The following is a 14210-nucleotide window of genomic DNA, read 5'->3' as shown; positions in this document are numbered from 1 at the left end:
GAATCTCCGGCCGGTCTGATGGTGTAAACCGGCAGGTCAACGGTTTAATTCCGCTGGCAGTAATTGATCGACGGGTGGCAGGAACGCGATGGTCGTGGGGTGATGTGAGCGTCGCGAGATCTACCCCAACGTCGTGACGCAGGGCACGTCCACGACTGTGGTGTAGACGTCGCGAGGGTGCAATGCGTGAACGCCGGCCCTCATCACCGTCCCAAACGCCAACGGGGACGTACGTTTCCGGACGCCCCTCTGGTGTGGTCTGGTGTCAGCGGCCGAGCCGGCCGAGGTCGAGCGGTGTGAGCGTCGCGAGATCTACTCCAGCGTCGTGACGCGGGGCAGGTGCATGACTGCGGTGTAGACGTCGCGAGGGTGCAATGCGCCGAACGCCGCGGCCCCGGTAGTCGCGAAACGCCAAGAGGGGCACCCGTTTCCGGGTGCCCCTCTGGTGTGGCGTGGTGTTAGCGGCCGTTGCCTACCGTGGAGGTGGCCGAGCCGACGACTGCCTGCTGCTGGATGTCGTTGAGCCAGGAGTGGTGGTCGATGCCCGCGTTGGCGGGGGCGGCCAGGCCGAACAGTGCGGCGGCGAATCCGGCGGCGATGGTGGCGGTGATGGCTGACTTCTTCATGGTGATCCTCTTCCTTGCAGTGGGCCGGTAGTGAATCTCCGGCCGGTCTGATGGTGTAAACCGGCAGGTCAACGGTTTAATTCCGCTGGCAGTAATTGATCGACGGGTGGCAGGAACGCGATGGTCGTGGGGTGATGTGAGCGTCGCGAGATCTACCCCAGCGTCGTGACGCAGGGCACGTGCACGACCGTGGTGTAGACGTCGCGAGGGTGCAATGCGTGAACGCCGGCCCTCATCACCGTCCCAAACGCCAACGGGGACGTACGTTTCCGGACGCCCCTCTGGTGTGGTCTGGTGTCAGCGGCCGAGCCGGCCGAGGTCGAGCGATGTGCGCGTCGCGAGATGTACCCCAGCGTCGTGACGCGGGGCACGTGCACGACCGTGGTGTAGACGTCGCGAGGCAAGAACCAGCGCAAGCCGAGACTTCAGCCGATCGTCGGGCCCTGCCGGTCGACGGTCGGCCCCTGCGCCACCGACCCGATGGTCGAGACGTCGTTGGTGATGTCGGCCCCGGCGGGGGCAGCAGTGACCACGATCGCGGCCGCTAACACGGTGGCGAATACGCCGGCCAGGGAGAACTTCCTCATGAACGTCGGAACGCCCCGAGGCCCTGCGGAATTCCGCGGCTACTCGAAGCGCGCGTAGCAGAGGTCGCGATCGCCGGACAGGCCCGACCGGTAGGCGACGATGCGAGTGAAGCCTGCGGGCAAGGTCTGGCTCTCGACGTTGCTCGCCGCGAGACCGTTGGTGAGCAGCCCGGCGACGGCTTCGTCGAGGTCGCCGGCGGTCAGGCTGAGGCTCCGCCCGTCGGGGGTGGAGATCGAGTCGGCCATCGCGGCCTGGGCGACGCCGGTGAGGCAGGCCGTCCGCAGCGCCGCGACGGGCGTGTCCAGCGGGTCGCCGTTCTCGTGCTGGAGGGCAAGTGCGTACCGCGAGGTCAGCACCGACAGGGCGGTGTTATCACCCTGCAGCAGAACGTAATTCGACTCATCGGCGGGCGAGCCGAGCTGCTGCATCGACCCGACGTCCACCCAGATGGTGTTCGTCGCGGGGCAGTACGACGCGGGAGGGCTGGGCGGAGCGTCGGTACACGGAGCGGGTTCGTACGTCAGCGTCGGCGGCTGTGCCGGCCGGTACACCTCGCCGAGCACGTCCATCAGTAGGGAGAGGGTGCCCTCGTCGAGTGGCACCTCGCCGCCCTGCACGTACCCGCCGTCGTCGAGCGGCAACTCCATCGGCAGGTCGCCGCGGCGCTGCGCGATCTCGTCGAAGTCGATGGCGGCGCACTCCGACGCCCCGGCCATGAAGCCCATTTGGAAGGCGCTCACGCGGTCGAGCGCGGTACCGTGGCCGTCCTCGAGCAGATCCTGGTCGTCCGGACCCAGAATGGGGTCGCGCAACGTAATCGCGGCGGCAAGAACGTGATTCAGTCCATCACCCGTCGACAGGTCGAAGCGGGGGGAGTTGCCCTCGGCGACCCAGCGGATGTAGGTGCCCGCGAAGCAGTCGGCCTGCTGCTCCAGGACGATCACCGGGGTGTCGTCGTCGACGAGACCGGCCATGTGCTGGATCGCGTGTCCGTACTCGTGGGCCACGAGCGCCGCGATCGACACGTCGCCGAAGAACTCGCGGCCGATGGGCACCATGACGCCGCGGTCCCACGCCAGGATGTCGCCCCCTGGGCAGTAGAACGCGTTCGGTTCGTCGTAGGTGCCGGTGCCGCACACCGTTGGGCTCGACGGATCCTCCGAGTCGTAGGACAGCAGGTTCTCGATGGGGGTGAACTGGCCGGCGAGCGCACCCGCGTAGTTCTGCTGCCAGAAGTCGACGATGTCGTTGACCGACAGCAGGGCGAGCCGGTCGACGTCGCCGCCGTCTCCGTTCTGCACCTCGCCGGTCGGGTCGGGGGAGTCGTCCTTGACGCCGCTGGGCCCGTCCTCTGCGGGCAGCCCGCCCACGCGGAACGGATCGTAGAGATTCGACACCGCTCGGCCCTGAGTAACTGACGAGCAGCCCGCGACGAGGAGCACCACACACGAGGCGGCGACCGCCATCAACACTGCGCTGCGTCGAAACATGTCCTGACGATCTGTCGGTCCTGAGGTGAGCCAACAGAGATTAACCCTCGGACCGGCCGAACTGGGGGTCGAGATCGTCGTCATAGCAAGCGCGACTGTCATCGATACCCCGGTCAGGGGGGCTCAAACGCCCCGATGACCACTTTTCTCGCCGAGTATCGGACTGTGAAAGTCGGCTCTTAGCAGTCCATTAGACGCTGTTCCCCAAGGCCTTAGTTTTGCGCCCTAGCGTTGAAGTCAACGACGAGACGGGGGCCGACATGACCACCATGATTCAAGACTTCAGCTACGGCACGTCCTCCAACGAATGCGACCGCGCGCTGGTCCGGGCCTACAGCCGGCAACTCGCGACGGTCGTCAGCGTCAGCGGCGGGGTCGATTCGGACAACTGGGACTTCGTGGCCGCGCGCGTCGGCCGCCACGTGCTCGAGGACGACGTGCTGCTCGATCTCGGTGGCGTCGACGCCGCCAGCCCGGAATGCCGCGACCTGCTCTACTTCGTCGACGACGCCTGCCAGGCCGCGGGCGTGGACTGGGTGCTGGTTGCCGCCGAGGAACTCATCGACGGCATCGGGCTGATGGGCGAAGACCTCAACTGCGCGGTCGCACGCTCGGTCCGCGAAGGGCTGCGCTACTTCGCCGACATCTCCGGTGCGCGCCGCCAGGCGCTGCTGCCGCTGCTGGACCGGAGCGCGTAACCCTCACCTCAGCACCCCGCGCAGTACCAGTTCGGCGAGGTCGCGTGCGGCGCCGTCGGTGTCCCTGACCCGTCGCACGCACACCGCGTACCAGGCGCCGCCCGCGATGACGTCCATCAGCGTGTCCGCGGCCACGGCTCGGGCCGTGCCCTCGCCCACCGCGGCGTGCAGACGTTCGGCCATCTGGCTGCGTGCCGCGGCCTCCAGGCGGTCGCTCAGCAGTCGGCGCATCCGTCGGTCGGAGCGTAGATCGACGAGCACGCCGGGAATGGCCTCGCGCACCACCGGGTCGCCGTACATGCGGATCGCGCCGCGGCACAGTCGGGTGACCTCGGCCGCGAAGTCGTCCTCGGGAGCTTCGGGCCCGAGGTCGGGGAACGCCGCCTCGTGCACCAACTGCGCCTTCGAGGCCCATCGCCGGTAGATCGCCGGCCTGCTCACACCGGCCGTCGCCGCGATCAGATCGATGGTGGTCGCGGAGTAGCCCCGCTCGATCAGCAGGGTGCGGGTGGTCGCCAGCACCGCCTCGTCGATCGCCGGATCCCGGCGCGAGCCTTGCCTGCGGTGCCGTGGCGCTGCGTCGACGTCCGCCATTCGCCCTCCATCCGCGCCACGTTGTCGATACAGTCTGTCACGACAAACGCCTGTCACCCAAGTGACGTCGAGAGGCACTTCGATGACGAACGGACTGCACCGGGAACTGGCCGACGTCGGCCAGGACGGGTTGCACCTCTATACCTGCCCGCTGTGTGAGGCCATGTGCGGCTTGGAGATTCAGGTCCGCGACGGCCACGTCGCCGGCGTCCGGCCCAACCGGGAGGACGTGTGGAGTCGCGGGCACATCTGCCCCAAGGGCGCGTCGCTGGGCGCATTGCACGAAGACCCCGACCGCATCCGGACGCCGATGATCAAGGTCGACGGCGAGTGGCAGGAGGTCAACTGGCTGACCGCCTTCCGCCGCTGCACCGAACTGCTCGCACCCGTCATCGAGAAGCACGGGATCGGCGCCGTCACCGCCTACACCGGCAACCCGCTGGCGCACTCGTTCTCACTGGCGCGCTACGCCGGGATCCTGCTCGGGATGTCCGGCATGCCGATCACGTACTCCCCCGGCACCATCGACCAGTGGCCGAAGAACCTGTCGTCACACCTGATGTACGGCGGGTGGTGGAGCTTCCCCGTGCCCGACGTCGAACGCACCGATCTACTGGTGGTCATGGGTGCCAACCCCGCCGCATCGCAGGGTTCACTGTTGGCCGCACCCGACGTCATGGGTCTGCTCGGCGCGATCCGCAAGCGGGGGAGGATCATCGTCATCGACCCGGTGCGCACCGCGACCGCCGACCGCGCCGACGAGTGGTTGCCGATCACCCCGGGCACCGACGCGGCGCTGCTCCTCGGCGTCGCCCACACGCTGTTCGACGAGGGACTGGTGAACCTCGGGACGGTCGAGCCGTACCTCGACGGCGTCGACGCGCTGCGCGAGGTGGTCGCCGACTGGGCGCCCGAGCGAGTAGCCGACACGACGGGCATTGCAGCCGAACGCATTCGCGGGCTGGCGCGCGAACTCGCGACGACGCCCCGCGCGGTGGTCTACGGCAGGATCGGCACCTGCAACCAGGAGTTCGGCAGCCTGGCCAGCTGGCTCGTCGACGTCGTCAACGTGCTCACCGGCCACTTCGACGTGCCGGGCGGCGCCATGTTCCCGACGCCCGCGGCGTGGTCGGTGACGGTGCAGCCCATCCCGGGCCTCGAAGACGGGGTGCCGGAGTTCGGTCGCTACCGCACCCGCGTCCGCGGCGCCAAGGAGGTGCTGGGCCAGGTGCCGGTGTCGTGCATGGCCGAGGAGATCGCCACTCCCGGCGAGGGCCAGATCAAGGCGCTCATCACCGTGGCCGGCAACCCCGTGTTGTCCACGCCGGCAGGCCACCTCCTCGACGAGGCCCTGCCGGCGCTGGAGGCGATGATCTCGATCGACCTGTGGCTCAACGAGACCACGCGCCACGCCGACGTGATCCTGCCCGGACCGTCACCGCTGGAACAGCCGCACCACGACGACCTCATCCTCAACTTCGCGGTCAACTCCGTCGCGAACTTCTCGCCACCGGTGTTCCACAGAACCGACCACGATGCGCGCGACGAGTGGGAGATCCTGATCCGTCTCACCGGGCTATGCACCGGGACGCCCGCCGAGGACGTCGACGTCGCTGCCATCGACGACGGGTTCTTCGACTACCTGTGCTTCACCCAGGGGCTCGACGGCGCCGAGATCCGCAAGCACTACGACCACGGCGGGCCCGAGCGGACGCTGGACCTGACGCTGCGCACCGGGCCGTTCGGCGACCGCTACGGGGAGAACCCGGACGGGTTGACGCTGGAGAAGCTCAAGGCCGCGCCCGACGGGATCAACTACGGCCACATGGTCCCGCGCGTGCCCGAGGTGCTCGGCACCGCCGACCAGAAGATCCGCCTGGCACCCCAGTACCTGCTCGACGACCTGCCCCGGCTGGCTGGGCGCCTCGCTCGTGACCCGGACGACCTCGTGCTGGTGAGCCGTCGGCACCTGCGCTCCAACAACTCCTGGCTGCACAACGTGGGTCCGCTGATGAAGGGCCGGGACCGATGCACCCTGCTGATGCACACCGAGGACGCCAGCCGTCGCGGACTGCACACCGGCGAACTGGTCGCAGTGGAGTCGTCCGGCGGGCGCATCGAGGTGCCGGTCGAGGTCACCGACGCGATCAAGCCGGGCGTGGTGTCGATGCCCCACGGCTGGGGACACGGCAAGGCGGGCACGCGCATGGGCGTCGCCAACTCCTCGCCCGGGGTGAACACCAACGTGCTGTCACCGCCCGACTTCCTCGACGAGCCGTCGGGCAATGGCGCGCTCAACGGCATCCCGGTGACGGTCGTCGCGGCCACGGTCCTATCGTGAGCAGACGCGAAATCGCATGAAATCGAGCGAATAAGTGCGAGTTGGCGACTGCTCGCCGGAGAGGGGATGACCCGTGGGGCAAAACCAGCGCGGCAAGATCGTCATGAGCGACGAGCAGATCGCCGAGTTCATCGAGCACAGTAGGACCGCGACGATGGCGACGGTGCTGCCCAGCGGCCGGCCGCACCTGGTCGCCATGTGGTACGCCGTCCTCGACGGTGAGATCTGGTTCGAGACCAAGGCCAAGTCGCAGAAGGCGGTCAACCTGCGGCGCGACCCGACCGTCACGGTGATGATCGAGGACGGCCTCACCTACGACACCCTGCGCGGCGTCTCGATCGACGGCAGGGCCGAGATCGTGGACGACGACCCGGATCTGCTGCACCGCGTCGGGGTCAGCGTGTGGGAGCGCTACACCGGGCCCTACACCGACGAGATGAAGCCGTTCGTCGACCAGATGATGAACAACCGCATCGCCGTTCGCGTGGTGCCGGCGCGCATGCGCAGCTGGGATCACCGCAAGCTGGGCATGCCCGAGATGCCCGTCGGCGGCACCACCGCGCAGTACCTCGGCTGACGTCAGGTCTTGTCGGACCACCGGAACACGCGCAGGCAACAGATCAGGCCCAGGACGCTCCAGGCGGTCAGCACGAGGAAGATCCGCCCGTGCTCCCACGTGCCAGCGGGTTCGATGACGACCATCTCCGGCGGCAGCAGCACCGACCGGAACCCCTGGGCCATCCACTTCACCGGGAAGATGGACCCGATGGTGAGCATCCACATGGGCAGCACCATCAGCGGCACGTAGGTACCCGACAGGAATTGCAGGCCCACCGCCGGCCCGTTGGTGATGACGGCGGCGGAGACCGCGTTGCTGGCGAGGTTGCTGACGAAGATGCCCAGCAGTGAGCAACTCGTGATGCCGAGGACGAAAACCCAACCGAGGGTGAACCATTCGTAGACACCGGTGGGCAGCCGCAGCTTGAACATGAACACCCCGACCAGCAGCAGGATGACCGCCTCGGCGAAGCTGGCGATGGCGACCAGCGCGACCTTGCCGATGAAGTAGGACGACGCGGTTGCGGGAGTGCCGCGGAGCCGGCGCAACGCGCCGCTCTCGCGATCGGCGGCAATGCTGATGCCCAAGTTGATGAACGACGTGGAGAGGATCCCGTAGGCCAGCATGCTCGCCGCGATCACGGCGCCGGTGCTGGTCTCGCTGTTGGGCAGTTTCGCCGAGAAGATCGAGCCCAGCAGGATGCAGATGACCGCGGGCATCGAGAACGTCAGGGCCAACTGTTCCGGCCGCCGGTAGAACATCTTTAGTTCGGGTACGACGCGCGACAACCCGATGCGCAGCGGGGACGGCAGCGCGGACTCCGTGTCGTCGGCGCGGTGCCGTGGCTGCGTCGAATTCTCCGCCCGCTCGGCGGCCATCACTGCAGCCCGATCAGGCGCAGATAGGCGTCTTCCAGCGTCGGCCGGGTGACGGTCAGCTGTTCGAGTTCCACGTCGCCGGTGGATCGCTGCCTGATCAACTCGGTCGGGTGGTGCGTCTCCTCCACGTGGACCTCGCCGTCCGCCACCCACCGGACCGTTGCGGCCGAGTTCGCATGTGCCGTAAGCATCGTCGGCGAATCGACCGCAACCACGCGGCCAGCGGCGATGACCGCCACGCGATCGGCCAGGGCTGCTGCCTCCTCCAGGTAGTGGGTGGTCAGCACGATGGTCGTGCCGTCGCGTGCCAATAGCCTGATCAGGTCCCAGAACTGGCGCCTGGCCTCGGGATCGAATCCCGTGGTCGGTTCGTCCAGGAAGAGCAGTTCGGGCATGGCGATGATGCCCAGGGCGACGTCGAGCCGGCGGCGCTGCCCGCCGGACAGCGTCCTGACCTTCGACCCGGACGTCGAACCGAGGCCCACCAGGTCGAGCACCTCCCCGGATCCCCGGACCCGGCCGTAGCACTTGGCGAACATGTTCACCGTCTCGGCGACGGTGAGCATCCCGAAGTCGCTGGCCTCCTGCAGCACGATGCCGATCCTGGACCGCCAGCCCCGGCCTGCGTTGCCCGGATCCTCACCGAGAACGCGCACGTGGCCGGTGTCGCGCCTGCGGTGGCCCTCGAGGATCTCGATGGTCGTGGTCTTGCCCGCGCCGTTGGGTCCGAGGATGGCCACCACCTCGCCGTAGGCGACGTCGAGATCCAGTTCGCGGACGGCGTGCAACCGCCCGTATGACTTCGACATGCCGCGCACCTGTACGGCAAGCGACTGGTCTGGGTTCGTCAAGACCCGTCGGCCTCGAGTTCGGCGAGCAGTTCGCGGAGTTCGTCGTCCGAGAGCCCGGCCACGAGCTGCTCGACGTCGGATGCCGAGTCGGGGGCGTCGGCCGGGGGCGCCGAAACCTCACCGGCGCGGGGCAATTCGAGGTCGCCGAGCACACGCACGGCGAGCGAGTTCACGCTCACGCCCTTGAGGATCTCGAGTACCGGGATGTCGATGGCGAACATCGCGTTGATGCGCATCCGGAACTCCATCGCCATCAGCGAGTCGAGACCGACGTCGTCGAGGGTTTCGTCGACCTCGACATCGTCGACCGCACAGTCGAAGATCGCCGCGACGCTGCGGCGGACCTGCTCGGTGACCACGTCGAGTCGACCTTCCTCCGGGGTCTCGGCGAGGACGTCGAGTATCGACGATCCTGCCTCGCCGTCCGCGAGTGACGGCTCGAGCACCTCGAGTTCGGAGAACATCGGTGGCAGCTGGCCTGCGAGGCCCATCTGACGGGCGCGACCCCAGTCGGCGGTGATGGCGGTGACGGTCGGCGTCTTCTGGTTGATCAGCCGGTCGAGGATGCGTGCCCCGGCCCTCGGGGTGATGAGTTCGATGCCGCGCTGCGCGTAGATCCGTTCCAGCTTGAGTTCCTCGACCATCCCGACCGACCACGGGCCCCACCCGATGGTGAGAGCGGGCAGCCCCTGGGCACGGCGGTAGTAGGCGAACGCGTCGAGGAATGCGTTGGCGGCGGCGTAGTTGCCCTGCCCGGGTGAGGCGACGACCGACCCCGCGGACCCGAACATGACGAAGAACTGCAGATCGTGCCCTTCGAAGGCGTGGTGCAGCACACGGGTTCCGGTGACCTTCGGGGCCATCACCGCCGTGAAGTCGCTCTCGGTCGTGTGCACCAGCAGGCGGTCGTCGACCGATCCGGCGGTGTGGACGACGCCGCGGACGGGCCGGCCGCCCGAGCGGACGTGGTCGGCCAGCCACGTCTCGACCCCGGCGGGGTCGGTGACGTCGACGCTCGCGCAGACCACTTCGGCGCCGAGCCTCTCGATCTTGCGGATGGTCTCCACGGTCCGGAAGTGCGGGTGCTCCGGATCGAGGTCCGGCCACTGCGCCCGGGGTGGCAGCGCCCGCCGGCTCAGCAGAGCGATGTGCCGCGCGCCGTGCTCGGCGAGGTAACCGGCCACCGTGCGGCCGAGTGCGCCAGAACCGCCGGTGACGACGTAGGTGGCATCGGCCGACAGCTTGGTGGGGAACGGTCGCGTCAGGCCGGCGCAGGGACGCAGGCGCGGCACCAGCGACGCCTCGCCGCGGATCGCGACCTGGTCCTCGGCATTGGCGTCCAGGACGTGGCTGCAGATCCGGGACGCGGTGAGATCGCGGTCGTCGGCGTCGTCGACGTCGATCAGTCCACCCCAGTTCCCGGCGAACTCCTGGTGGCCGATGACGCGCCCGAGCCCCCAGATCGCGGACTGGTCGACGGCGAGGTTCTCGGTGCCCAGCGCGGGTTGCGCGTTCGACGTCACCAGGTGCAGCCGCGGTGTGACGGTGTCGAGTTCGGCCAGCGCGGTAACGAGGTGCAGGATCGCGAAGACGCCGAGTCGCTGCGCGGTCTCGTCGTTCGCGCCGACCGGAGTGGCCGGGATGTCGAGCGCCCAGCAGTCGACGATGCCCGCGAGTTCGCCCTCCTTGGCGAGGTGAGCATCGAGGAGGGCGCGGAACTGTTCGGGCCGTGCGGGATCGACGGCGTATCCGTTTCGGCTCTCGGTGAGGTCGTCGACGGCGCGGTGCGAAACCTCGTGCACCCGGTGACCCCGGCTCCGCAGGTCGGCGGCCACGAGCGCGCCGAGCCCGATGTCGTCGGCGAGCACCAGCCACGCCAGATCGTCGGCGGCAGAGCTGTTCTCGCCGACCGGATCCTCGGGAGCCGGAATCCACTGCATCTCGTAGAGGCCCTTGTCGATGCGTTCGGTCGACATGGCGGACGACGCCTGCAGTGACTGCACGGTGAAGCCGTCGAAGACGGCGAGGGTCTCACCGAGACCGTTGGCGACGGTGATGTCGCTCTCGATCTCCTCCGCGGTGGACGATACGACGCGCACGTGCACCGTCATGCTCTTCTCGGGCGGACCGTAGATGGCGCTGTGCCGGACCCGGGTGGGGAGGTAGGTCCCGCCTCCACCGCCTTGGCCGTCGGCGCCGACGAACCTGGTACCGAACAACGTTTGAAAGGCGCTGTCCACCAACGCTGGATGGAAGTGGTAGGCGTCGAGTTCGTCGACGATCTCGGCGGGAACGTCGATCTCGGCCACTGCCCACTCGGCCCCGGCGGCGATGCTCGAGACGGCACGGAACGCGTCGCCGTAGCCGAACCCGATCTCGCGGGTGCGGGCGTAGAAGTCGTCGCCGGTCATCGGGGTGCCCTCCTCGACCGCATCCGGAGGCGACGGGGGTGACGGGGGCAGGGTGTTGAGTTCTGCGGTCGCGGTCAGCGTCCACTTGAAGTCGCCGTCGCCGGTCGCCGTGAACGCGGCGAACTCCAAGGTGCCCTTGTCCTCGTCGAGCGTGGTCCTGACGAGAGGGTCGCAGGCGTCGTCGATGATGAGGGCACGGTGGAGTACGAGATCATCGACGCTGCACGCGGTTCCGTACGTCTCGTGTGCAGCGGCGGCGGCCATCTCGGCGAACACCGCGCCGGGCACCACGACGGTGCCCTGAACCTGATGGTCTGCCAGGAATCCGATGGTCGCGACGCTGAGTTCGCCCTCCCAGGTGGGATGCACGGCGCTGACCGGTTGGCCCAGCAGCCGGTGGACGGGCTCGTAGTGCAAGTCCTGTGCCGCCTCCGGGGGCTCGTTCCAGAAGCGCTTAGACTGCCAGGGGTAGGAGGGGAGCTTGACCAGCTTCGACCCGCGTCGCGGATTCAACGCCTCCCACGCGACGTCGTGACCATTGCCGTGCAGCGCGCCAACGCATTCGAGGAGACTGCGGTCGTCGTCGCCGTTGCGCCGCTGGGTCGCGAGGACCGATACCGCCTGCGTTCCGGCGATCTCGTGGATGGACGACGCGAGCACCGGGTGGGGGCCCAGCTCGACGAAGTGCGTGTAGCCGTCCTCGAGCATGCGGCGGGCGGCAGGCTCGAAGAGCACTGTGGCGCGGGTGTTCTGCCACCAGTAGGCGGCGCCGGCCGAGTAGTCGGTGAGCTGCTCTCCGGTGACCGTGGAGTACAGCGGGATGGTCGCGGTGGCCGACGACAGTCCGGCGAACGCCTTCAGGAGGTCGTCCTTCACGGTGTCCATGTAGTGCGTGTGGTACGGCACCGCGACCGGGAGGTGTCGGTTGAACACGTCGGCTTCGTCGAGCTGGCGGGCGATCTCGTCGAGGACGTCTCCGTCACCGGCGATCGTCACCGCGAACGGGCTGTTGATCGCGGCCACCGACACGCGCTGGCCGAACTCGGCGAGCATGGCGGGATCGACTGTCTGCAGCAGTCTTTCGGCGCTCAGGCCGACGGCGAGCATGCGACCCATGCCGGTGGTCCGTTGCTGCAGCCGGCTCCGGTGGTAGATCACGTGGACGGCCTGCTCGAAGGTCAGGAGGCCGGCGAGATGATGAGCGGCGACTTCGCCTGCGCTGTGCCCGACCACCGCGTCGGGGACGATGCCGAATTCGCGCAGTTGCGCGGCCAGTGCCACCTGGACGGCGAAGTTGGCGGGTTGGGCGATCTCGGTGTCGCCCATGCGGGAGTCGTTCTCGTCGCGCAGGAGTTCCTCGAGCAGCGACCAGTTGGTGTACTTCGACAGCTCGCGGTCGCAGGCGGTGATCGTCTCGGTGAAGACGGGGTAGACGTCGAGCAGCCCGCGGCACATCTTCCACCACTGGGGTCCCATGCCGGTGCAGACGAAGGCCAGCCGGGGCGAGGTCGTCGACGTCCGCCCCGCGGAGGTTTGCCCGCCGCCGGCGGCGATGGCGTCGAGTTGGTCCAGCGCGTCGTCGATGCCGTCGGCGATCAGGGCTCGGCGGTAGGTGAGGTGGGAGCGGCGCTGGCTGAGGTTGTAGCCGAGGTCGGCCAGCGTGAGGTCGGGGTGCGCACGCACGTGGTCGGCCAACTGCTGCGCGACGGCCACCAGGGCGTCCTCGCTGCGCGCCGAGATCGGCAGGACGGTCGGCGAGGACTGCCGACGGTGGTCGTCGGCCTGCTGCGGCCGAGGGGTGGGGGGTTCGGCGAGGACGACGTGGGCGTTGGTACCGCCGAACCCGAACGAGTTGACGCCCGCGATCCGCCGCTCGCCGTCCGGGAACGGGCGACCGGCGCGTGGGACGTCGACGTTGAGTTCGGCGAAGACGCTGGTGGGGTTGTCGAAGTGGAGGTTGGCGGGGATGTGGCCGTGCTGGAGGACCAGTGCGGCCTTGATCAGTCCGGCCACGCCTGCGCCGGCCTCGAGATGGCCGATGTTGGTCTTGACCGACCCGACCAGCAGCGGCTCGCTGGTCGGCCGGTCGGACGCGAGCGCGCCGGCGAGGGCGCGCAGCTCGACGGGATCGCCGACCGGCGTCCCCGTGCCGTGCGCCTCCACGTAGCCGACCTCGTTCGGGTGGACGCCGGCACGCCGCAGGGCGGTCGTGATGGCCGACCTTTGTGCGTCCTCGCTGGGCACGGTGATGCCGTCGGTGTTGCCGTCCTGGGTGACGGCCGAGCCCAGCACCTGCGCGTAGATCCGGTCACCGTCGTGGAGTGCCTGCTCGAGTGGCTTGATGACGACGACGGCGCCGCCCTCACCGCGGGCGTAGCCGTCGGCGGACTCGTCGAAGGCCTTGCAGCGGCCGTCGGGACTGAGGAATCCGCTCTTGGACTCCGCGATGGCGGTGTTGGGTCCGACGATGACGTTCACGCCGCCCGCGAGCGCGAGATCGCATTCGCCGTTCCAGATGCTCTGGGCGGCCAGGTGTACCGCGACGAGGGAACTCGAGCACGCGGTGTCGATCGACATGCTGGGTCCCCGCAGGTCGAACGCGTAGGAGATGCGGTTCGCCAGCATCGTCATCATCATTCCGGTGGCGGAATGGGTCTTGAAGCGGAAGCGGCTGGTGGTGCCCTGGTTCTGCAGGAGTTGGTAGTCGAGGGTGAATCCGCCGATGAACACGCCGACCGCGGTACCGGCCAGCGATTGTGCAGGGATGCCGCCGTCCTCCAGCGCCTCCCACGTGGTCTGCAGCAGCAGGCGCTGTTGCGGGTCGAGCAGGTTCGCCTCGCGCGGCGAGATGCCGAAGAACTGCGCGTCGAACTGGTCGATCTCCTCGAGGTACCCGCCCCGGCGGGTGACCATCTTGCCGGCCTTGGTTGGATTGGAGTCGAAGAACCGCGTTGCGGTCCACCGTGTCTCGGGGACGACGCGGGTGGCGTCGGTCCCGCTGCACAGCAGCTCCCAGTAGTCCTCCGGTGAACCGACGTCACCCGGAAGACGACATCCAATCCCGACGATCGCCAACGGCTCGCGGTCTGGTCGGTCCTGCTTATCGGGCACCTTCATCCTCTTCCGTACAGCCTGAATTCATAGTGCGGCACGTGGCGGCGATCCGTGGCGTGA

General features: G+C 68.4%; 10 protein-coding genes. 3 read left to right on the top strand and 7 right to left on the bottom strand.

What is annotated here, in order from left to right:
- Window positions 1-458: 458 nt before the first annotated feature.
- The 3 genes from LOK44_RS14410 to LOK44_RS14400 all read right to left on the bottom strand — a co-directional run bounded on the left by LOK44_RS14410 (window position 459) and on the right by LOK44_RS14400 (window position 2704).
- A complete protein-coding gene (locus LOK44_RS14410) occupies window positions 459-626 on the bottom strand; it encodes a hypothetical protein (protein WP_237570749.1) in 168 nt (55 codons plus the stop codon).
- A gap of 425 nt (window positions 627-1051) precedes the next feature.
- Window positions 1052-1213, bottom strand: coding sequence for a hypothetical protein (locus LOK44_RS14405; RefSeq protein WP_237570748.1), 162 nt, complete (start codon window positions 1211-1213; stop codon window positions 1052-1054).
- A 39-nt stretch (window positions 1214-1252) separates the two neighbouring features.
- The gene (locus tag LOK44_RS14400) at window positions 1253-2704 is read right to left on the bottom strand and encodes a neutral zinc metallopeptidase (protein ID WP_237570747.1); all 1452 of its coding nucleotides are present in this window, start codon (window positions 2702-2704) and stop codon (window positions 1253-1255) included.
- A gap of 260 nt (window positions 2705-2964) precedes the next feature.
- Between LOK44_RS14400 and LOK44_RS14395 the strand changes: the two genes are divergently transcribed.
- Window positions 2965-3402: an anti-anti-sigma factor gene (locus tag LOK44_RS14395; protein ID WP_237570746.1), complete on the top strand. Its 438-nt coding sequence runs from the start codon at window positions 2965-2967 to the stop codon at window positions 3400-3402.
- A 3-nt stretch (window positions 3403-3405) separates the two neighbouring features.
- Here LOK44_RS14395 and LOK44_RS14390 read toward each other — a convergent pair whose 3' ends face one another.
- On the bottom strand, window positions 3406-3996 hold the full coding sequence (locus LOK44_RS14390; RefSeq protein ID WP_237570745.1) for a TetR/AcrR family transcriptional regulator: 591 nt from the start codon (window positions 3994-3996) through the stop codon (window positions 3406-3408).
- 82 nt (window positions 3997-4078) lie between these two features.
- Here LOK44_RS14390 and LOK44_RS14385 point away from each other — a divergent pair, with 82 nt between their 5' ends.
- Entirely contained in the window at window positions 4079-6337 is a 2259-nt protein-coding gene (locus tag LOK44_RS14385; RefSeq protein ID WP_237570744.1) for a molybdopterin-dependent oxidoreductase, read from the top strand.
- Between the two features lie 73 nt (window positions 6338-6410).
- On the top strand, window positions 6411-6914 hold the full coding sequence (locus LOK44_RS14380) for a pyridoxamine 5'-phosphate oxidase family protein (RefSeq protein ID WP_237570743.1): 504 nt from the start codon (window positions 6411-6413) through the stop codon (window positions 6912-6914).
- Between the two features lie 2 nt (window positions 6915-6916).
- Here LOK44_RS14380 and LOK44_RS14375 read toward each other — a convergent pair whose 3' ends face one another.
- Genes LOK44_RS14375 through LOK44_RS14365 form a run of 3 tightly spaced genes read right to left on the bottom strand, consistent with a single transcriptional unit; the run spans window position 6917 to window position 14153 of the window.
- The gene (locus tag LOK44_RS14375; protein WP_237570742.1) at window positions 6917-7774 is read right to left on the bottom strand and encodes an ABC transporter permease; all 858 of its coding nucleotides are present in this window, start codon (window positions 7772-7774) and stop codon (window positions 6917-6919) included.
- Window positions 7774-8583, bottom strand: coding sequence for an ABC transporter ATP-binding protein (locus LOK44_RS14370; protein ID WP_237570741.1), 810 nt, complete (start codon window positions 8581-8583; stop codon window positions 7774-7776). The genes LOK44_RS14375 and LOK44_RS14370 overlap by 1 nt, the downstream gene beginning before the upstream one ends.
- A gap of 38 nt (window positions 8584-8621) precedes the next feature.
- Window positions 8622-14153, bottom strand: coding sequence for a type I polyketide synthase (locus LOK44_RS14365; protein ID WP_237570740.1), 5532 nt, complete (start codon window positions 14151-14153; stop codon window positions 8622-8624).
- Window positions 14154-14210 lie beyond the last annotated feature (57 nt).

Source organism: Mycolicibacterium lacusdiani (genome assembly GCF_021916785.1).
Lineage (GTDB): Bacteria > Actinomycetota > Actinomycetes > Mycobacteriales > Mycobacteriaceae > Mycobacterium > Mycobacterium lacusdiani.
Note: the sequence above shows the minus strand (reverse complement) of the source record. Positions and strands in the feature narration are given on the sequence as shown.